Source organism: Enterococcus sp. AZ103, assembly GCF_051714685.1.
GTDB lineage: Bacteria > Bacillota > Bacilli > Lactobacillales > Enterococcaceae > Enterococcus_A > Enterococcus_A alishanensis.
In genome coordinates, this window is record NZ_JBIOSI010000001.1 from 902800 (window position 1) to 922210 (window position 19411).

The following is a 19411-nucleotide window of genomic DNA, read 5'->3' on the forward strand; positions in this document are numbered from 1 at the left end:
TTCTACAAGTAACCCAAATAAAAAAGGCCTAAAACCTTTTTTGAACAGATTTTGACCTTTATAAGGTTGTCTCATCGTTCGAGTTTTAGCACTATGCAACGTAAAGAAAAAATATCTTAGTTATTTGAAAAAGCCTTAATTCGACAATTCCTGTTTGACCCATTGGTATCTTTCGATATTTCTGGGCAATAACCTATTTTTACATAGGAGCCTCACCTAACAAGTTTATTTAATTGCGTTCATATTAATTTATTTCTTTTGCCGATACAACGAATTGGAAAAATCTTAAAAAAAAGCTGATAAATTCTTATTAATTCTTTATTTAATCGGCTCTCCGTCAAATAGTGTTGCAAAGGGTTTTTATTTTTATATTAAGTTATGCTTTTCTATTAATTGCTATTACAATAAAATTTTTATTTTTTAAAAAAACTGGATATGGAATAAAAATTATAAAAACATAAATAAATGATCAAATAATAACAAAAAAATATTCTACAGACTTTAGATATATAACTGGTAATAACCATGAACTTGTTAAAAGATGAGAGTAAAGTAGTGACAATTCAGAATATAAGTGACCAAACAATTGATGATGTAAAATTCTTAGCAAAATTAAGTAATCGGAACTGTTTTACAGAATATTGAAGAACGTGAATGCATTCCCGTCAAAGTAAGTAACCATTTGTAAATATTTTTTTGGTGGACGGAAAATTGTTTTTTTTCAATATATTCATTATTCTTTTCCAATAATACGATTGAAATAATTAAAAAAAAAATAAACTTACTCAAAATGATTGAAAGCAATACAACCTTAATTCTATACTTTTGGCAGTTAGATAAAATAACCTTGTTAGGTGAGGCTCCTATCCAAATATAGGCTATTGCGCAGAAATGTCGAAAGACACCAATGTGTAAAACAGGAATTGTCGAATTAAGGCTCTTCTAAAGATAGCTAAGAGAAATCTTTACGTTGGATAGTGCTAAAGCTCAGACGATGAGAACCGATTGATGTACTGTTTGCTTTTTTAGAAAGTAGCAATTGCTTATTTACGATCAATGCTGGCTTAGTCTCCTCTTTCAAGGAAAAAAGAAAGGGATTCTCATGCAAAGATCAGAAAAAAAAATTCCACGTTACACCATAACAACCATTTGTTTTACTTGCCTCACGCTATTAGTGGCTGCCAGTCCAAATTGGTTTCAACAAATAGACGAGGCAATCTATCACATCAAATGGCAATTAAATACGTCACTTTTAACGATTATCAATCTGATGGCGAAAACAGCAACGATTGGCCCAATGTCCCTGTTCTTCTTGTTACTTATGATTTATCTTTTTCAGAAAAAAGAAAAAGTTCTTGCCTTTTGGGCCGTTAGTAACCTTTTAATTGTAGGCTTTTTAGGGAGCGTCTTTAAACATATTATTGGTCGAACTCGACCAGATTTAGGTGCTTTAGTCGATCGAAGTTCCGCGAGTTTCCCTAGTGGGCATTCTCTGTTAGCGATGTGCCTTGTCTGTACGGTTTTTATCACTTTAACTTATCTTAAAGTTGAAAAAGCTAAAGGGATAAAAATTTTTTTAGTTGCTTATCTTGTTCTGATTGTTTTAGGAAGAATCCTTCTCCGCGTTCACTATCCTAGTGACGTAATTGCGGGTATGCTTCTAAGCTATAGCTGGGTAAACTTTTCGTTCAGTGTTGTGAATCAACGTTATTTACAAACTTTCGCAGAAGAAGACATCACGCAACGGAGTAGACGACATCATCGTAAAAGAAAAAGTTTACTCCTAGTGTTCAGTTTGACTCTTTTATTTTTAGGAACTCTTTCTATATCAGCTTACGGCGTCAGCATGTATCATAATTTAAAAAAAACAGCGAACACAATGTATAAACCACGAAAATCGTCAACTAAAAGTCCAGATTTGGCTAAAGGTGAACCTGTAAGTTTCTTAATTATGGGAATTGCGAATGATTCAAAACGGAAGACTGATTATCGCTCCAATGCTTTAATGGTGGTCACGGTTAACAATCAATTAAAAGAGACAACCATTACTAGTATTCCGCGAGATTATTATGTAGAAATTGCAGGCACTGATGGAGAATATAATAAAATCAATGCAGCCCACGTTTTCGGAGGTGCTGATATGCAAATTAAAACGGTAGAGAATATTTTACACATTCCTATCAACCATTACTTTTCTGTTGATATGGATGCCATGAAGGACCTTGGCGATGCTGTCGGTGGTGTTACCGTGAATAATGCCTTTGCCTTTGATGCTGAAGGTATCCATTATCCAAAAGGTAAGCAACATTTAGGCGGATGGGAAGCTTTGCAGTACGCACGTATGCGGTATGAAGATCCAGAAGGGGACTATGGTCGTCAACGTCGCCAACGAGAAGTTTTAATTCAATTAACAGACAAATTACTTTCTTTTAACAGCTTACTAAAGTATCAAGAAATTCTGGATGTTATTGGTGAAAATGGAGAAACTGATCTATCTTTTGACCAAATGATGTCCATGTTAAAACAATACACGCCTGCACTAAAAAATATCAAAACCGATCAATTAAAAGGCTACGATTTCACAGGTGATGGTGAGACTGGAATTGAAGGAATTTCTTATCAACTTGTAGAAGAAAGCGAACGCCAACGTGTCGAAAATGCCATCAAAGAGCAGATGGATATTGATACAAATCAGGATGAACAAAATCAATAATTATATTCCATAGAAGAAGCTATAACAAAAGCGTTCAATCCCGATACCTGATAAGGAATGGCTCTGTAATATGATTATAAATAATTTTATCGACATAACATATTAGAGAAATTTTTTATGATGATGACTAAAGATACAAGGTATTCTACTGAATTTAAGAAGGTTCTGGCTTCTTTAATTTCAGATAACTTACTTTAAAAAGGGAAATAAAATGAGAGTATTAACTATTAATAACTTGATTCATCGAGCTAATTTCACTCATGAGCTAACTATGGATGTAGGATATAGATTGAAGAGGGGCCAAAAATTTTGGCCTCTTTATTTCACACTAAAGGACTTACTTTATACTGGAGCCTAAAATTTGTATTCATTAGACAAAAATAATTTCTTTGAATTTAGATGTGGATTTTTAATAATAAAAATTTTATGCGTGTAAATTAATAATTTTGTATATCCCAAAGGCGGGCAATAAAATCAATCTAACTATATATGTAATTGTTGTATGCATATAGAGATTCTAAGAATAAACAAGATTTAGCAAATTGAATTATTGGAAAATATAAGGTAAAAAATACGTACAGAAATATACTGAATCTAAAAGTTAGACTTTTAAGGAGTGGAGAAATCCACTCCTTTTTTTACGATTTTTTAGTTTGAATTAAGGAAATAACATTAAAATATTCATTAATCATTTAAAAATCCATCAATATAAATAATAATTTTTTACAAACTAAAACCCATTGAAACCCTTATTACCATCGATTTTCTTCAAAAATTTATGGCTTCTAAAAAAAGTTTGTGAAAAAAATTTAAGAGAAAGCGTTGACAATATTTTTAACGATGTTATACTAATCCATGTAAAACACATATGACAAACATATTGACATATGACAAAATTAGTTGGAGGGAAATATAATGACACTTTATGGCAAATTACTTGAACGTGAAAAAAATAACAATCCTATTAAAGTAGGTGTAATCGGCGCAGGACAAATGGGATCAGGAATGATTGCACAAATTTCGACAATTCCTGGAATGATTGTTGCTGGAATCAGTGATATTAATTTAGATAACGCCAAACGTGCGGCTGAGGCTTACAATGCGAGTGCAGCTCAAAAAATTGATATTTTAACTACGACAGATTTTAAAGAAGTCATTCACTCTGATAAAGTTGAAATCATTGTTGATGCAACAGGTGTTCCAGAAGTTGGCGCACAAATTTCTTTTGAAACTTTAATTGCGAAAAAACATATTGTACTATTAAATGTTGAAATTGATATTACCATTGGCCCATTAATGAAAAAATTATATGATGCAGCTGGCTTAGTTTACACTGGTTCAGATGGTGACGAACCGGCAGTAACAACTCAATTATTTGAATTTGCTAAAACAATGGGTATGGAAGTTTTAGTTGCTGGTAAAGGAAAAAATAACGCGTTAAAAGTCAGTGCAAATCCTGATTCAGCTCAAGCAGAAGCAGATGCTAAAAAGATGTCTAGTCATATGTTGGCAGCTTTCCAAGATGGAACAAAAACTATGGCAGAAATGAATCTGTTATCTAATGCGATTGGATTTGTACCAGATAAAGTTGGAATGCACGGAATTTCAGCTGATTTAGATGGTACAGTAGAAAAACTTGATTTAAAAGAAAATGGCGGAGTTTTAGATAACTTTGGTGTTGTTGAATATGTCGATGGTTTAGCACCAGGTGTCTTCGTAATTGTGAAGGGTCAAAACGAAGGTGTGCGTCACGAATTAAGTTACTTAATGAAAAAAGGTGAACGGGATCATCACTTGTTATACCGTCCGTTCCACTTAGCTAGTTTAGAAACACCATTGACGATTGCTCGAGCAGTTTTAGAAAACGATCATGCAATTGTGCCAATGGGAGCACCAATTTCTGAGACAGTAGCGGTAGCGAAAAAAGATATCAAAGCTGGTGAAAGAATCGATGGTATCGGTGGTTATTGTGTCCGCGGTGTGCTAGAAACACATGCTGATATGAAGAAAAATGGAAATGTGCCAATCGGTTTAGTTGGCGGTAGTTCTGTAGCTAAACGTGATATTAAAGATGGTACGTTCTTAACTTATGATGATATTGAAATTGATGAATCAACTACTGTTTATCGTTTACGTAAAATGCAAGATCAAACCTTTGCAGAATAAAAATAAGTTGAATTTCTGGTGAAGCAGAAGTGATCATCGCTTCTGTTTCATTTTTTAAAAGAAAAGAGGAATGTCATGAATTTATTAATGGTCGTCGTGTTGCTTTTGATGGTGCTACAGTCACTTGCCAGTTTTATTCAAGTCCGCAATTATAATCGTTTTATTAGTAAAATTACTAAAGAATATGCTGGACAGACAGGTTTTGAACTACAGACGGATGTATCAAAGGGTTGGCTGTCAAAGACAATTGTGGCAATCGTAATAAATGAAGCCGGTACAATTGAACACTGCTATATTTGCCGCGGGTTGACAATCTTTGCAGGTTTTAGAGAAATGAAAAATTATCAAAATATGCATTTGAAAGATTTTTATGAAAAGCAACAGACAGTGAAACATCTATCTAAGACAGAGAATTTATTGGGAAACATCTACCTACGGAAAATGGAAGCGATTACTAATAATTAGGAGGAACAAATAATGAAGTATATTGAATGGTTCGGAACAAATTTTATTGGATTATTTGAAGCTGGCGGGGAGCAGTTTACAAGTTTTATGACGGGGATTGTTCCGTTATTGATTGTTCTACTGACTTTCACTTATTCAGTAATTGCCTTTATTGGTGAAGAAAGAGTCGACCGAGCAATTCGATTTTGTTCGAAATACATGGTGTTACGTTACTCAGTGATGCCGATTTTGTCAGTCTTGATGCTGACTAATCCAATGGCTTATACTTTTGGGAAATTTGTTAAAGAAGAAGAAAAACCAGCTTTTTATGACGCAGTTGTATCTTTTTTACATCCGGTAACAGGATTATTTCCTTATGCAAATGCTGGTGAATTATTTGTCTTTTTAGGTATTGCTAATGGGGTAACACAAGCTGGTTATAGTCAATCGACTTTGGCTGTTCGATATTTTATTGTCGGTGTCATCGTCGTATTTATGCGGGGTGTAGTCACTGAGCAAATCACTAAGTTTTTAATCTCTCGTGAATCGAAAAAAAATTCAGCCAAGAGTGTGGCTAGCTAGGAGGATCTTGACATGTTTAAAACAATTTTTGTGGAACCAGGAAGTAATGGTTGGGGTGTTGGATTGGAATTGACACCAACTGATCAGAAAAATAAAGTTGTTTCTGTAACGGGTGGCGGGATTCATCCAGTCGCGCAAGCAATTGCAGATTTAAGTGGGGCAGAAGCTTGGGATGGTTTTAAAAACCAAGTACCAGAAGAAGAAATGATGTGTGCTGTCATTGATTGTGGTGGTACAGCCCGAATCGGAGTTTATCCCATGAAACGGATTCCAACGGTTGATGTATTGCCTTCCTCACCATCTGGCCCTTTGGCAAAGCATATTACTGAAGATATTTTTGTTTCTGGTGTGAAGCCAAATAATATAAAATTAAGAGATAGCGCTACTGTAGAAGAAGTTCAAAGTGCTGGAATTGCCCAAGCCGAAAAAGAGATAGTTAATGCAGCGGCTGAAACTGAAGAAATTGAAGAAAAATTTGAAGAGAAATATGCAAAAGCAAAGGCAGATCACAAAGCTAATAACGAGAAGAAAGATGGCTTTTTAGTTCGTTTTTCTCGCGGAATCGGTGGCGTGATGGGTGTCTTCTATCAATCAGGTCGTGATGCGGTTGATATGCTTTTGAAAAATATTATTCCGTTTATGGCGTTTATCTCAATGATGATTGGGATTATCAACTACACTGGTATTGGTGATTGGATTGCAAATGTGCTTTCTCCTTTGGCGGGATCTCTACCAGGAATGTTGGCTTTAGCATTAATCTGTAGTATTCCAATCTTGTCACCAATCTTAGGACCTGGTGCGGTTATTTCACAGGTTATCGGTGTTTTGATCGGTACACAAATTGCAAACGGATCAATTCCTGTACAGTATGCATTGCCAGCATTATTTGCCATTAATGCTCATGTAGGTTGTGACTTTATTCCAGTTGGGTTAACATTAGGTGAAGCAAAACCTGAGACGGTTCAAGTCGGTGTGCCGGCAATTTTATATAGCCGAGTATTGACTGGTGTAGCTGCAGTAGCGATTGCTTATGTCTTCAGTTTTGGTATGTATTAAAAATTTAAAAGAAATTGAGGGATTCTCATGGTAAAAACAAAAGTAACTGAAATTGGTTCAATGGTAGAAGCATTTGCCGAAGAAAAATTGATTATTTTATTTGGCCCAGAAGCAACGGCTGAATTGAGAGATATTTGTGTCATTCATGAATTTGAAGAAAAACCAGAGGATGCCTTGAAAGTTGGTGGCCTTATTAAATTTGGTAGTCAAGAATATAAAATTGCCGCAGTTGGCTCTCAAGCTAATGCAAACTTCGAAGAATTAGGTCATATCTCGATTTATTTCCGTGATGAGATTGGCGAAATTTTACCAGGTGCGATTATTATTAGTCCAAGTAGTTATCCTGAAACAGTTGAAATTGGCGAAGTAATCGAATTTTTATAAAAGAAAATATGGTGAGGTGAGGCAATCGTTGTCTCACTTTTGCTGTTTTGGAAGGGGGTCAATAAAAATGAATGAACAAATGAATCGGGATTTAGTTAGAGTTGCCACAATGTATCATAAAGAGGATTTGAAACAGTCGGATATTGCCAAGAAAATGGGGATTTCTCGGTCGCTGGTTTCAAAATATTTGAATGATGCAAAAAAAGAAGGAATTGTTGACATTTACATAAAAAGTGAAAGTGCTTACTCAGCAGAGCTGGAATTAAGCTTAGAAAAAAAATTCGGGTTAAAACGAGCAGTCGTGCTAGACACAAACAATATCAGAGAAAATGAAGTCGAGAAAATTTTGGTGCAAACGGCTATTTCCTCCTTTAAACGAGACATTGATCAAGCAAATAAAATCGGTATTTCGTGGGGGAAAATGTTGCGGCGTTTTGTGGATGAATTCCCTTATGAAAATAGTCCTGAAACGATGATCGTGCCATTAATTGGTGGGATGGGTCCTGATCATGTTGATGTTCACTCAAATCAGCTGGCCTATGATTTGGCTCGTAAAATTAGAGGTCGTAGTCTGTATCTTTATGCGCCGGCTTTAGTTGATAATCATGAAGTCAAAACAAGTTTAATCGAGAATTCTTTAATTAAAGAAGTTTTGGCTGAAGGATGCAAGGTAGATCTTGCGCTAGTAGGGATTGCAGATCCTTTCTCAACTAAAAATACGATGACGGAAATCGGTTATTTAAATCCAGCTGCTTTGGCGGATTTAAAATCAGTCCATACAGTGGGAGATATTAATTCTCGTTTCTTTGATCGTAATGGCGAGGAAGTAGATAGTCGGATCAATGAAAATGTTATTGGCGTAAATTTAACAGAGTTGAAAAAAATTGATAAAATCGCTGCAATTTGTCACGAAGAATCTAAAAAATCAGCGCTTTATGTAGCGATTCAACATCAATTAATCAATATGATTGCCGTAACAACAGAAATAGCTGAATTTTTACTAGAAAAAACTGACAGCAGCGAAGAATAAAATTTGATTCTATTAACAAAAAACATTGAAGCTGCAATATATAATGCTAGCTTCAATGTTTTTTTATTTGACATATTTGGTTAAAAATTCTGCAACTGTTGCTTGATATTTTTCAGGTTTTTTTGAAAAGGCTTGTGCATGGGCAGCGCCTTTCACTACATATTTTTCTTTAGGACCTTTAGTTGCTTGGTAATTTTGGTCTAACATGGAAAAGGGCACAAATTTATCTGCATCACCATGGATAAACAACATTGGGCGTTCATTTTTAGCCAGTTGTTTAAGGGCATCAGCTTCACCAAAAAAATAGCCTGCTCTGACTTTAGTTACTAAACTAGTCACAGGGATTAGTGGAAATGCAGGTAGATTAAACATATCTTTCAATTGATAGCTCAATTCAGCATTAGTAGAAGTGTAACCACAATCCTCAACAAATGCTTTTACTTGCTGTGGTAATTTTTCGCCACTAGTCATCATGACAGTCGCGGCACCCATGCTGATGCCGTGAAGAACAATTTCTTGATCTGCGCCATTTTTTTTCAGAACCTGTTGAATCCACTGTTGGTAATCTTTTCGTTCGTCCCAACCGAAGCCAATATAATCGCCTGCGCTTTTACCATGGCCGCGAGCATCTGGGGTTAAAACATTATAGCCTAAATCATGGTACATCTTGGCATAGTCAGCCATGTCTTCAGCATTTCCCATATAACCATGGGCTATAATTGCTGTTTTTTTAGCATTTTCAGCTGGTAAGTAAATTGCTGAAAGTTTTAAACCGTCGCTGGCTTTTAATTGCCAGGTGGTTCGATTTTCTTTATTGTCAAACCATTTTTGTGAGTCGCTTACTTCAGTGCTACCGCTGCTTAAAAAATCTTTTTCTGAAGGAACGACAGCGTAATTGTAAAAGTAGTTTCCGGCGCCAATTAAAACGACAACAATCAATGCAACTAAACTAATTAAAATAATTTTTATCTTTTTTTTCATTCGATACTCCTTTATGCTTCTAGCAGTATAGAAGAAATACCATCTTTTGACAAGTTTACAGACAAGAATATTCATGCGAAAATAAGGAGTATTTTAAGCGAGGAGAAATCATGACTAATAAAAAAATCACTATTAAAGACGTAGCCAAACAATCGGGCGTTTCGATTGCGACCGTTTCCCAAATATTAAATGGCAACGATGATAAATTTAGTCCTAAGACGGTGGAAAAAGTTATAGCTGCCAAAAAAGCACTAAATTATGAACCAGATTATTTTGCCCGTCGGATGATTGTAAAAAAGAGTAAAACCATTGGTGTTTTGGTCCCAGACATTACTAATCCTTTTTTTGGCACTTTACTTTCAGGTATTGAAAAAATATTATATCGAGAAAATTTTGTAACGATTCTATGTAATGCCGATTCTGATGATCAGCGGGAAAGTGCTTATTTAGAAGAATTAAGTCGTCGTGGCGTAGATGGTTTTATTATTGCCAGTTCAGCCATTTCAAATGAAGCGATTAACCAAAATTTACGTCAAAAAAATCGACCTTTTATTGTTTTGGATCAAAAAAAAGCTGAAGGATTTAGTGATGCGGTCTTGTCGGATGATTTTACTGGCGGAAAAATCGCCGCCCAGCATTTAAAAGACTTAGGGCATCAGCAAGTAGCGGTCGTGTTGCCTAAAACAGCAACAGAAAATATCCAAACGAGGTTAGCTGGTTTTCGCTCCATTTATGGAACCAATTTGGAAGTGATTGATGCCAGTTTATCAAAGATCGGCGGACAAGCGGCTGTATCAAAAGTTTTAGCCAGCAAAGTGACCGGTATTTTTGCGATTAATGATGAGATTGCTTTTGGTTTATATTATGGCTTAAAGGAAGCCGGAAAAAAAATCCCTGACGATTATAGTATTGTCGGTTATGACAATATTGATATGGCGGCGTATGTAACGCCTGAATTAACAACTGTGGCTCAGCCCGTTTTGAAGATTGGCGAAACAGCTGCTCAATTATTATTAGAAAGAATTGCTCATTCAGATAAAGCCTGGGACGAAATAATGTTACCTGTACAATTAAAAATAAGAAAATCTACAGCACCCTTGAAATCGTTCTCTTGAAATTGTTTTCAAGGTGTGTTATATTTTTGGCAACGAATTAAAACGTTTTAATAAAACGTTTTAATTCAAACTAAATAAAGGTGGTTTTTACAAAATGAATACGATTACGGTAGTTGGAAGTATTAATTTGGATACGAATTTACGAGTGGACCATATGCCAAAACCAGGAGAAACAATTCATACCAAAGAATTATATACAGCCGGTGGTGGTAAAGGCGCTAATCAAGCTGTCGCAGCTAAACGTGCAGGAGCGAAAACTAATTTTATTGGTGCAATTGGCAACGATGCAGCCGGTACTGTTATGAAGGAACTTTTGTCTGAAGAAGAAATTGAATTAACTGGGGTACAAGTTTTGGAAAATCACGTGACGGGTCAAGCTTTTATTACTGTTGATGAAACGGGAGAAAATAATATTATTATTCATTCTGGTGCCAACGATGCCTTTACGGCGGAAGATGTTCTAGCCCAAAGAGAACTGATTGAAGCAAGTGATTTCGTGATTGCCCAGTTTGAAAGCGCTGTAGAAAGCACTATTCAAGCTTTTGAAATCGCGCAAGCAGCTGGCGTGAAAACAATTTTAAATCCAGCTCCAGCGTTGGCAAAAGTACCGGAAAAATTATTAAAAGTTACTGATATGATTGTGCCAAATGAAACGGAAACAGAAATTTTGACGGGTATCACTATCACCGATGAAGCTAGCATGACTGAAGCAGCCAATCAATTACACGATTTAGGGATAGCTGTAGTGATTATTACTGTTGGCAGCAAGGGAGCTTTTTATCACTTTGATGGGAAAAGTGGGATTGTGCCAGCAATGAAAGTTAAAGCAGTTGACACCACCGCAGCTGGTGATACTTTTATTGGCGCTTTAAGCAGTATTTTGAAAAAGGATTTTAGTAATTTAGTCGAAGCAATTACCTTTGGAAACCATGCTTCAGCGATTACTGTGCAACGCTTTGGTGCACAGCCATCAATTCCATATCAAAACGAAATTGAGAAATAGGAGATTGAAAAATGAAAAAAACTAAAGTAATTAATTCAGATATATCACGAGTAATTAGTCAAATGGGTCATTTCGATACGTTAAGTATTGGTGATGCTGGGATGCCGGTCCCAATGACCACTGAAAAAATTGATTTAGCAGTAACCAATGGGATTCCAAGTTTTATGGATGTACTAGATAATGTCTTGGGGGAATTGGAAGTTCAACGAATTTATTTGGCTGAAGAAATTAAAACGGAAAATCCAACTGTGTTAAACCAAATCAAAGAACGCTTGCCTGAAATGCCAATCAGTTTTATTCCTCATAGTGAAATGAAGAGAAATTTACATCAAGTTCATGCCTTTATTCGTACTGGAGAAATGAGTCCGTTTGCCAATATTATTTTGGAAAGCGGCGTCGTCTTTTAAATTTAGGAGGAAATATTTATGAACACATTAGCAATATTAATTGGCTTAGGTCCGTTATTAGGTTGGGGACTTTATCCCACGATTGCTTCAAAAATCGGTGGGCGTCCTGTTAATCAAATTTTAGGTTCAACTCTGGGAACTTTAATTTTTGCCATGGTTTTTTCCTTAGTACAAGGGCTAGCTTTTCCAGGCGGTCGAGATTTATTTTTTGCAATTTTATCTGGTGTCGGCTGGGCAACAGCACAAATTATTACGTTCCAATCATTTAGGTTAATAGGTTCATCACGGGCGATGCCAATTACAACGGCATTCCAGTTGTTAGGTGCTTCTTTATGGGGCGTTTTTGCTTTAGGTGACTGGCCGGGAATGATGGCAAAAATCATTGGTGGTTTGGCTTTAGTAGTCATTATTGTGGGTGCTTATTTAACTGTTTGGTCAGAAGATCGGACTTCAGCAGATGCTGGTAAATTAAAAAAAGCAGTCATCATTTTATTAATTGGTGAAATTGGTTATTGGGCTTACTCAGCAGCACCTCAAGCAACTAACTTAGATGGGATGCATGCTTTTCTACCACAAGCGATTGGTATGGTGATTGTGGCAGTCGTTTATGCGATTTTCTTATCCTTTAAAGAAGAATCAGCTTTTAAAGAAAGTGTTTCATATAAACATATTTTCTCTGGCTTCTTCTTTGCTTTTGCAGCGTTGACGTATCTTATTTCAGCTCAACCAGATATGAATGGTTTGGCGACTGGCTTTATCTTGTCACAAACTTCGGTAGTCTTAGCGACACTGACTGGTATTTGGTTCTTAGGTCAAAAGAAAACCAAAAAAGAAATGCGAGTAACGATCATCGGGCTGCTTTTAATCTTGGCTGCAGCAGCGGTGACGGTCACGATTTAAAATTCAGCAGTTTTTCCTTCGATGATGCTATAATGACCATAAGAAAAGAGGGAATCTATGGAACTGACACTATCTTTCAATTTATTAGAAGCTGAATTTTTCTATGTTTCGCCTAAAAAACCTGTTTCAACAGTACCGTTAGTTTATTTGACATTTGCCTTTGATGAAGGACAAGTCGCTTATAATTTAAACAATCAAGCCAAACTAACGTGAAAAATGGAACGAATTGTCAAAACAATTTTAAAAAAATGGCAACAAGAAAATGCAGTCTATCAACAAGCATTAGATCAGGATTTAATTTTGATGCCCGATGAACACTTGGATTATCAGGCGGCTCTGGTCAAAAATTTGCTGATACTTTTAAAAGATAATGAACTTCCAGCGATTCGCCTAGAATTAGTCGGCAGTTGGCCTGTGTTTCAAACCAAAGACGGACAACTAGATTTAGCGAACTAATTAATATTTTAGGAGGAAAAACCATGATTTTAAATTATTTTGAAGGACAAGATGCTTTTTTTGAGGATTACAAAAAAGCAGTGAAAGAATTAAATTTCGATCAGCAAGCAGTGATTGATGATGTTTTGAAGCAGTTAAATGCAATTGATAATGCTGAAAAAGATGAATTAACTTATGTTTTGGAAGCTGATTTAACGATTAGTGGTAAAACAATTACTTTTCCTTTTAGAAAAGAGTTGGTGGCAAATGACATGGAAGCTTCTGTTTCCAACAAGTTTATTTACACTGGACAACCTTATGAAACGGATTTTGCAACAGAAGAACAATTATAATCATTGTATGACGGACTTTTGACGAGTCCGTTTTTTTTTGTGCAAAAAAACGTCTTTTTAAGTTAGTGAAAATAAGCTAAAATCACATTTGATGTAGCTTTTAAATTTAATAAATCAGTCATTTTTATGGTGAAAATTTTTCTTATTTATTAAATATTTTTATGTTCGGTACAATCTTTTGTTTTTTTGAAAAGCAATTTGTACTGAACAATCATCGAAATTCAACCGTTTCCATTTTATACTTACGTCAGGAGGTGAGGAGATGCATTACAAATTAAGTTATCTCCTATCCCAAAAAGCCAATTGTTACGTTACATTGAACGAAGCGCAAATTCAGACAGGCCTGTCTGCCAAAGAAGTTCAGCAGCAATTGAAGAAGTTACCAATTAAACAAGAGTCAACTGTAGAAGATAAATTTTTCGTACCAGCTGTCACACCAAGACAATGGGCAAATTTATTAAGCCAAGAACCAATGGAAGCTTACAGCGAGGAAGAACGGCGCTCTTTAATATTTTTAATGAGTTATTCCCAGTATGAAGAATTGTCGTTGTTTCACTTTCAAGACTTTCTAGAGATTTCCAAAGGGACAGCAATTGCTGATATAAAAAAATTGCGTAATCTATTGGAAAAGGAAAAATTGGCATTGACTTATTCTCGTAAAGAAGGATTTCTGGCTTCTGGTGAAGAAGAAGCAATTCGTCGTTTTGCCAAAAACTGTGTTGCCTTTTTATTACAAAGTAGCAGTGGTAAATTTGGCCTGCTGTATTGGCTGAATCAACAAGATTTAAGTCTTTATGCTGCTTGGCGCGATACCATTCAAGAAAAAAGTCAGCTAGTTGGTTTAGAAATCGTACCTAGTCGGATTGATGAAGTTGCTGTATTTTTAGCTTTTTCTGCTAAACGAAGGGCTGATTCACAATTAGCACCTTTAACCGATCGGCAATTGGTGCGCTCACTGACTGCGTATCATGCCAGTGAACAAATTTATCAAAATTTTTTTGACCAAGCCCATTTAAACGAGCTTGATTATTTAACCATTATTTTGATGACTGTCACTCAGGGCGAAATTCAAGACATTCAACTGGATCAATTATTAAGTTGCTCGGCTGAAATCATTCATCGGATGGAAAATTTATCAGCGATTGGTTTTTCAAATTTTCGCGAATTGTTGATGAATTTGTTTTATCACTTGGTACCAGCATATTTTCGTATCAGAAATGGGTTTTATTTACCAAATGTCTTAATTGAAAATATTCAAATGGAATATGCAGAAATCTATCGTTTTACTAAAGAAGCATTGCTACCACTAGAAAAATTAGCAGAAAGAGAAATACCTGAAGAAGAGGTTGGCTTTTTCTCGATTTTATTTGGTGGTGAAGTAGCTCGACAGAAAGAGGAAGCGGTTCAAGAAGAAATTCGTGGCTTGATTGTTTGTCCTAATGGCATCAGTTCTTCATTAATTTTGCAGACAGAATTAAATAAAATGTTTCCAACGATTCATTTTAAAGCATCCAACTCAGTCGATCAGCTGCAAAGTATTTCAGAAGAAAGTTACGATGTGATTTTTTCGACGATAAATATTGAAAGCAACAAACAAGTTTATGTCGTTAAACCTTTAATGTCGCAACTGGAAAAAAATCAATTGATCAATCGGGTGCAACAAGAATTATTGATTCCTGGTTTTTCACTACCTAGTGCAAAAGAAATTGTGGATGCGTTACTACCTTATATTGAAATCAAAAAAGGAGTAACCAAAGAAAAATTATACAAGGTTTTAAATAAAAAGATGAATCGAATGATTGAGAAGAAGGAGGACCGCCGCCCTATGTTAACAGAATTAATTACCGAAGACATGATTCAAATCAGTGATCAGCCATTAGGATGGGAAGAAGCGATTCGCTTAACGGCAGAACCATTATTAGAGAAAGAAAAAATTGAGGAAAGCTATATTACCGCAATGATTGATAAGGTAAAGCAATATGGACCTTTCATTCACATTGGTAAAGGTATTGCTTTACCCCATGCTCGTCCTGAAGATGGCGTGAAGGAAATCGGGATGTCTTTATTGAAAGTCAAAGAACCTGTTTTACTTGTCGATGATGAAAAACATGCGATTCAATTGTTCGTTTGTTTAGCTGCTGTTGATAACGAAGCTCATCTGCGGGCACTATCGAGTTTGACCAAACTATTGTCAGACAAAGAAAACTTAGAAGCTTTATTAAATGCCGAAACAAAAGAAGAAATACTAACTATTTTAGCAAAAGGAGAGAATGAATAATGAAATTTGCAGCAGTTTGTGGGTCCGGATTAGGATCAAGTTTTATGGTAGAAATGAATATTAATTCAGTATTAAAAGATTTAGGTGTTGATGGTGTGGAAGTATCTCACTTTGACATGGGTAGTGCGTCACCAGATATGGCAGATGTGTTCTTTGTTGCTAGTGATTTAGCTGACAGCGCGCAACATTTAGGCGAAGTTGTTGTTTTAGACAGCATCATCGATATGGATGAATTAAAAGAAAAAGTTCAAAAAGTAGTAACAGAAAAAGGCTTGCTTTAAAAATTAAGTAGGCTTGAGACGGCAGAAGTCCCAAGTCTATTTTTTTAGGAAAAAAACCAAACTTAGGAGGAAAAAAGATGAATGGATTTTTAGATATTTTAATTGATATCGCCAGTACCCCAGCTTTGTTGGTAGCACTGATTGCTATTTTAGGGAATGTCCTGCAAAAGAAAGATATCGCTTCAACCGTTAAAGGTGGGATTAAAACTTTTGTTGGTTTCTTAGTAGTAACTGCCGGCGCTGGTGTAGTTGAGGGATCGTTGGCACCATTTGGTGAAATGTTCCAAGCTGCTTTTAACATGCAGGGGGTTGTGCCAAATAATGAAGCCATCGTAGCGTTAGCTTTGACTAAATTCGGAACGTATACAGCACTTATTATGTTAGCAGGAATGGCTTTCAATATTTTAATCGCCCGCATCACTCGTTTCAAATACATTTATTTAACTGGTCACGCAACTTTATATATGGCTTGTATGATTGCGGTAATTTTAAGCGTAACTGGTATGGGAACAGTACCTTTAGTTTTATTTGGTGGTTTAGCTTTAGGTTTAGCCAATACCATTTTCCCAGCAATCGCTCAACCGTTTACCCGTCAAATTACTAAAAATGATACTGTGGCGTTAGGTCATACAGGTAATTTTGGTTATGCATTAAGTGGTTTAATCGGTAAATATGTCGGTAACAAAGAAAAATCAACCGAGGATATTAATTTCCCTAAAGGGTTATCTTTCTTAAGAGATTCAACTGTAAGTATTACGATCACAATGGCGGTTGTTTACGTGATTGTGGCATTATTTGCCGGAAATGATTATATAACGACTAACTTAAGTGATGGCACTAACTACATCATTTATTCATTACAACAAGCAGGTTCATTTGCAGCAGGTGTATTTGTTATCTTAGCGGGTGTTCGTTTAATCTTGGCAGAAATCGTACCAGCTTTCAAAGGGATTTCAGAAAAATTAGTACCAAATTCTATTCCAGCCTTAGACTGCCCAATTGTTTTCCCATATGCACCAAATGCAGTATTAATTGGGTTCTTAACTAGTTTCGTTGGTGGGATTGTCAGTTTAGTTATCATGGTCTTCGCAGGAACAACTGTAATTATTCCAGGAGTTGTCCCTCATTTCTTCTGTGGTGCGACAGCCGGTGTTTATGGAAATGCAACTGGTGGTTTGCGTGGCGCATTAGCCGGTTCATTTATCCACGGAATTATCATCAGCTTTATGCCGATTTTATTAATGCCTGTTATGGGTGATCTTGGCTTCCAAGGTTCAACCTTCTCAGATACAGATTATGGTGTAACGGGAATTTTCTTAGGAAACTTAGCTAACTTTGGCGGACAAATTGCAGCAATTGCTGGAATCATTGCAGTTTTAGCTGTTTTAATCGGCTTAACTATTGCTTTCAAAGGCAAAGACACAAAAGCAGCAGCTAAATAATGGAGGGAAATCATAGCATGGAGAAAGAAATGCTTGGCAAATTAGAGCGCTTAGCCGCTGAAATTCGCATCAACAGTATTGAAGCGATTCGTAAAGTTGGCGCAGGTCATATCGGTGGCTCGTTATCAATCGCTGATTTATTAGCAGTTTTATACGGTAAACAAATGAAATTTGATCCAAAAAATCCTCAATGGGAAGATCGAGATCGTTTAGTTTTATCAAAAGGACATGCGGGTCCAGCATTGTATAGTACTCTTTCAGCAGTTGGTTTTTTTGACAAGAGTTGGTTGGGTACTTTAAATGAAGGAGGTACAAAATTACCTTCTCACCCTGACCGCACAAAAACACCTGGCGTAGATGCTACAACCGGTTCATTAGGTCAAGGAACTTCGGTGGCCGCTGGATTAGCGACTGGTTTAAAAATGCAGCAAAAAGATAATTATGTTTATTTAATTGTCGGAGATGGCGAATTAAATGAAGGTCAATGTTGGGAAGCATTCCAATACATTGCCCATTTTAAATTAAACAATTGCATCGTTATCATCGATGAAAACAAAAAACAATTAGATGGTACAACCCAAGATATCCTAAATCCATTTGATATTGAAGCAAAAATGCAAGCTTTTGGTTTTGCGACACAAAAAGTTAAAGGTGATGACTTAGTGGCCATTGACGAAGCAATCAACGCTAGTAAAACAGTGACTGATCAAGCAGTTTGTATCGTATTGGATTCAATTAAAGGTCAAGGGGTACCATTCTTCGAAGAAATGGAAGCCAATCATTCAGTCAAATTTGATAATGCTGACATTCAAAAAGCAACGGACGAAGCTTTAGAAGTATTAAGAACAAAGGAGCGTGGCTAGATGTTTACATTAACTGATGATAAAAAAGTAGGTAAAGAACTACGCGCAACCGTTGTAGATGCTCTAAAAGACGTTATGGCTGAAAATGATCAAGTAATTGCTTTAGATGCTGATCTTGGTGGCGCAAGTAAGTGGACTGATATCGCAAAAACGCATCCTAATCGTTTTATTAATGTGGGAATTGCTGAAGCCAATATGGTTGGTGTGGCTGCCGGTTTAAACTTAGCAGGCTTTACGCCATTCATTCATACCTTTGGTCCATTTGCTACCAGACGTGTGTTAGATCAAATTTATCTATCAGGTGCTTATTCTAAAAATACGATTAATATTTTTGGTTCAGATCCTGGCTTTGCAGCTGGACACAATGGCGGTACGCATACAACTTGGGAAGATATGGCCTTACTTCGCTCGATTCCCGATGTAGTGATTTGTGATGGAGCTGATGAAGTTCAGTTAGATTGGATTATTAAAGAATTTAGCAAAATGACTGGCGTCCATTATGTTCGCGGTAATCGTAAAGGTGTTAAAAATGTTTATCAAGCAGGTTCAACCTTTGAAATTGGGAAAGGAAATCTTTTACGAGAAGGCTCAGATTATTTAATCGTTGCAGCTGGTCAATTAGTTTCAGAAGCATTAGAGATTGCTGATCAATTAGCAGATAAAGGCGTAATGGTAGATGTGATTGATATGTTTACAATCAAACCTTTAGATGAAGAATTATTGTTGGAACGTTTGATTGGTAAAAAAGGCGTGATTACGATTGAAAATCATTCGATTATTGGTGGTTTAGGTAGTGCCGTAGCAGAAGTAATTGCTGAAAATGGTATTGCAGTCCCACTTAAACGTATCGGGGTTGATAATCGTTTTGGACAAGTTGGTACACCTGAATTCTTGCAAAAAGAATTTGGTTTAACAACTGAAACAATGCTAGAGCGTTTGAAAAACTTTATTAAATAAAAACGAAGCGATGAACTGTGG

The 19411-nt window shown here is 36.1% G+C and carries 20 protein-coding genes and 2 riboswitches; of the genes, 19 read left to right on the forward strand and 1 reads right to left on the reverse strand.

Features of this window, described 5'->3' with window-relative positions:
• Positions 1 to 63: 63 nt before the first annotated feature.
• Positions 64 to 231: riboswitch (M-box (ykoK) riboswitch) on the reverse strand.
• Between the two features lie 608 nt (positions 232 to 839).
• Positions 840 to 1006: riboswitch (M-box (ykoK) riboswitch) on the forward strand.
• A 96-nt stretch (positions 1007 to 1102) separates the two neighbouring features.
• The 7 genes from ID741_RS04530 (at position 1103) to ID741_RS04560 (ending at position 8375) form a co-directional block, all read left to right on the forward strand.
• Positions 1103 to 2713 carry a phosphatase PAP2/LCP family protein gene (locus ID741_RS04530; protein ID WP_438719201.1) on the forward strand — a complete coding sequence of 537 codons (1611 nt, stop codon included), beginning with the start codon at positions 1103 to 1105 and terminating at the stop codon, positions 2711 to 2713.
• A 915-nt stretch (positions 2714 to 3628) separates the two neighbouring features.
• Positions 3629 to 4879, forward strand: a complete 1251-nt coding sequence (locus ID741_RS04535; RefSeq protein WP_438719202.1) for an NAD(P)H-dependent oxidoreductase — start codon at positions 3629 to 3631, stop codon at positions 4877 to 4879.
• A 75-nt stretch (positions 4880 to 4954) separates the two neighbouring features.
• Complete coding sequence (locus ID741_RS04540; protein WP_438719203.1) at positions 4955 to 5344, forward strand: transcriptional regulator GutM; 390 nt, start codon at positions 4955 to 4957, stop codon at positions 5342 to 5344.
• Between the two features lie 12 nt (positions 5345 to 5356).
• The gene (srlA, locus tag ID741_RS04545; protein ID WP_218326698.1) at positions 5357 to 5905 is read left to right on the forward strand and encodes a PTS glucitol/sorbitol transporter subunit IIC; all 549 of its coding nucleotides are present in this window, start codon (positions 5357 to 5359) and stop codon (positions 5903 to 5905) included.
• A gap of 12 nt (positions 5906 to 5917) precedes the next feature.
• Entirely contained in the window at positions 5918 to 6961 is a 1044-nt protein-coding gene (srlE, locus tag ID741_RS04550) for a PTS glucitol/sorbitol transporter subunit IIB (protein ID WP_438719204.1), read from the forward strand.
• Between the two features lie 27 nt (positions 6962 to 6988).
• Positions 6989 to 7345 (forward strand): PTS glucitol/sorbitol transporter subunit IIA, encoded by a 357-nt coding sequence (locus tag ID741_RS04555; RefSeq protein WP_438719205.1) that lies wholly within the window; start codon positions 6989 to 6991, stop codon positions 7343 to 7345.
• Positions 7346 to 7412: 67 nt separating this feature from the next.
• Positions 7413 to 8375 carry a sugar-binding transcriptional regulator gene (locus ID741_RS04560; RefSeq protein WP_218326695.1) on the forward strand — a complete coding sequence of 321 codons (963 nt, stop codon included), beginning with the start codon at positions 7413 to 7415 and terminating at the stop codon, positions 8373 to 8375.
• 63 nt (positions 8376 to 8438) lie between these two features.
• On the opposite strand, the gene ID741_RS04565 is transcribed toward ID741_RS04560, so the two are convergent.
• Complete coding sequence (locus tag ID741_RS04565; RefSeq protein WP_438719206.1) at positions 8439 to 9356, reverse strand: alpha/beta hydrolase; 918 nt, start codon at positions 9354 to 9356, stop codon at positions 8439 to 8441.
• A gap of 110 nt (positions 9357 to 9466) precedes the next feature.
• On the opposite strand from ID741_RS04565, the gene rbsR reads away from it, so the two are divergent.
• From rbsR to ID741_RS04625, 12 genes are all read left to right on the forward strand, one after another.
• Positions 9467 to 10471, forward strand: coding sequence for a ribose utilization transcriptional repressor RbsR (rbsR, locus tag ID741_RS04570; RefSeq protein WP_438719207.1), 1005 nt, complete (start codon positions 9467 to 9469; stop codon positions 10469 to 10471).
• A 94-nt stretch (positions 10472 to 10565) separates the two neighbouring features.
• Positions 10566 to 11474, forward strand: coding sequence for a ribokinase (gene rbsK, locus ID741_RS04575; RefSeq protein ID WP_438719208.1), 909 nt, complete (start codon positions 10566 to 10568; stop codon positions 11472 to 11474).
• A gap of 11 nt (positions 11475 to 11485) precedes the next feature.
• Positions 11486 to 11881: a D-ribose pyranase gene (gene rbsD, locus ID741_RS04580; RefSeq protein ID WP_438719209.1), complete on the forward strand. Its 396-nt coding sequence runs from the start codon at positions 11486 to 11488 to the stop codon at positions 11879 to 11881.
• Positions 11882 to 11899: 18 nt separating this feature from the next.
• Positions 11900 to 12781 carry a ribose/proton symporter RbsU gene (gene rbsU, locus ID741_RS04585; protein WP_218326688.1) on the forward strand — a complete coding sequence of 294 codons (882 nt, stop codon included), beginning with the start codon at positions 11900 to 11902 and terminating at the stop codon, positions 12779 to 12781.
• A 57-nt stretch (positions 12782 to 12838) separates the two neighbouring features.
• Entirely contained in the window at positions 12839 to 12994 is a 156-nt protein-coding gene (locus ID741_RS04590) for a hypothetical protein (protein ID WP_438719211.1), read from the forward strand.
• Positions 12995 to 12997: 3 nt separating this feature from the next.
• Complete coding sequence (locus tag ID741_RS04595) at positions 12998 to 13237, forward strand: hypothetical protein (protein ID WP_438719213.1); 240 nt, start codon at positions 12998 to 13000, stop codon at positions 13235 to 13237.
• Between the two features lie 23 nt (positions 13238 to 13260).
• On the forward strand, positions 13261 to 13569 hold the full coding sequence (locus ID741_RS04600; RefSeq protein ID WP_218326685.1) for a DUF5960 family protein: 309 nt from the start codon (positions 13261 to 13263) through the stop codon (positions 13567 to 13569).
• A gap of 262 nt (positions 13570 to 13831) precedes the next feature.
• Positions 13832 to 15847 (forward strand): BglG family transcription antiterminator, encoded by a 2016-nt coding sequence (locus tag ID741_RS04605; protein ID WP_438719215.1) that lies wholly within the window; start codon positions 13832 to 13834, stop codon positions 15845 to 15847.
• Complete coding sequence (locus ID741_RS04610) at positions 15847 to 16128, forward strand: PTS sugar transporter subunit IIB (protein ID WP_218326683.1); 282 nt, start codon at positions 15847 to 15849, stop codon at positions 16126 to 16128. The genes ID741_RS04605 and ID741_RS04610 overlap by 1 nt, the downstream gene beginning before the upstream one ends.
• Positions 16129 to 16205: 77 nt before the next feature.
• Positions 16206 to 17570 carry a PTS ascorbate transporter subunit IIC gene (locus ID741_RS04615; protein WP_218326682.1) on the forward strand — a complete coding sequence of 455 codons (1365 nt, stop codon included), beginning with the start codon at positions 16206 to 16208 and terminating at the stop codon, positions 17568 to 17570.
• A 17-nt stretch (positions 17571 to 17587) separates the two neighbouring features.
• On the forward strand, positions 17588 to 18433 hold the full coding sequence (locus tag ID741_RS04620) for a transketolase (protein WP_218326681.1): 846 nt from the start codon (positions 17588 to 17590) through the stop codon (positions 18431 to 18433).
• Positions 18434 to 19390, forward strand: coding sequence for a transketolase family protein (locus tag ID741_RS04625; protein ID WP_438719216.1), 957 nt, complete (start codon positions 18434 to 18436; stop codon positions 19388 to 19390).
• Positions 19391 to 19411: the final 21 nt, after the last annotated feature.

Coding starts and splice junctions, on each gene's coding strand:
- ID741_RS04560 (WP_218326695.1), top strand. CDS start 7,413: ATGAATGAACAAATGAATCGGGATTTAGTTAGAGTTGCCACAATGTAT.
- srlE (WP_438719204.1), top strand. CDS start 5,918: ATGTTTAAAACAATTTTTGTGGAACCAGGAAGTAATGGTTGGGGTGTT.
- ID741_RS04615 (WP_218326682.1), top strand. CDS start 16,206: ATGAATGGATTTTTAGATATTTTAATTGATATCGCCAGTACCCCAGCT.
- ID741_RS04610 (WP_218326683.1), top strand. CDS start 15,847: ATGAAATTTGCAGCAGTTTGTGGGTCCGGATTAGGATCAAGTTTTATG.
- rbsR (WP_438719207.1), top strand. CDS start 9,467: ATGACTAATAAAAAAATCACTATTAAAGACGTAGCCAAACAATCGGGC.
- rbsU (WP_218326688.1), top strand. CDS start 11,900: ATGAACACATTAGCAATATTAATTGGCTTAGGTCCGTTATTAGGTTGG.
- ID741_RS04530 (WP_438719201.1), top strand. CDS start 1,103: ATGCAAAGATCAGAAAAAAAAATTCCACGTTACACCATAACAACCATT.
- ID741_RS04600 (WP_218326685.1), top strand. CDS start 13,261: ATGATTTTAAATTATTTTGAAGGACAAGATGCTTTTTTTGAGGATTAC.
- ID741_RS04605 (WP_438719215.1), top strand. CDS start 13,832: ATGCATTACAAATTAAGTTATCTCCTATCCCAAAAAGCCAATTGTTAC.
- ID741_RS04595 (WP_438719213.1), top strand. CDS start 12,998: ATGGAACGAATTGTCAAAACAATTTTAAAAAAATGGCAACAAGAAAAT.
- ID741_RS04590 (WP_438719211.1), top strand. CDS start 12,839: ATGGAACTGACACTATCTTTCAATTTATTAGAAGCTGAATTTTTCTAT.
- ID741_RS04540 (WP_438719203.1), top strand. CDS start 4,955: ATGAATTTATTAATGGTCGTCGTGTTGCTTTTGATGGTGCTACAGTCA.
- ID741_RS04625 (WP_438719216.1), top strand. CDS start 18,434: ATGTTTACATTAACTGATGATAAAAAAGTAGGTAAAGAACTACGCGCA.
- ID741_RS04555 (WP_438719205.1), top strand. CDS start 6,989: ATGGTAAAAACAAAAGTAACTGAAATTGGTTCAATGGTAGAAGCATTT.
- srlA (WP_218326698.1), top strand. CDS start 5,357: ATGAAGTATATTGAATGGTTCGGAACAAATTTTATTGGATTATTTGAA.
- rbsD (WP_438719209.1), top strand. CDS start 11,486: ATGAAAAAAACTAAAGTAATTAATTCAGATATATCACGAGTAATTAGT.
- ID741_RS04535 (WP_438719202.1), top strand. CDS start 3,629: ATGACACTTTATGGCAAATTACTTGAACGTGAAAAAAATAACAATCCT.
- ID741_RS04565 (WP_438719206.1), bottom strand. CDS start 9,356: ATGAAAAAAAAGATAAAAATTATTTTAATTAGTTTAGTTGCATTGATT.
- rbsK (WP_438719208.1), top strand. CDS start 10,566: ATGAATACGATTACGGTAGTTGGAAGTATTAATTTGGATACGAATTTA.
- ID741_RS04620 (WP_218326681.1), top strand. CDS start 17,588: ATGGAGAAAGAAATGCTTGGCAAATTAGAGCGCTTAGCCGCTGAAATT.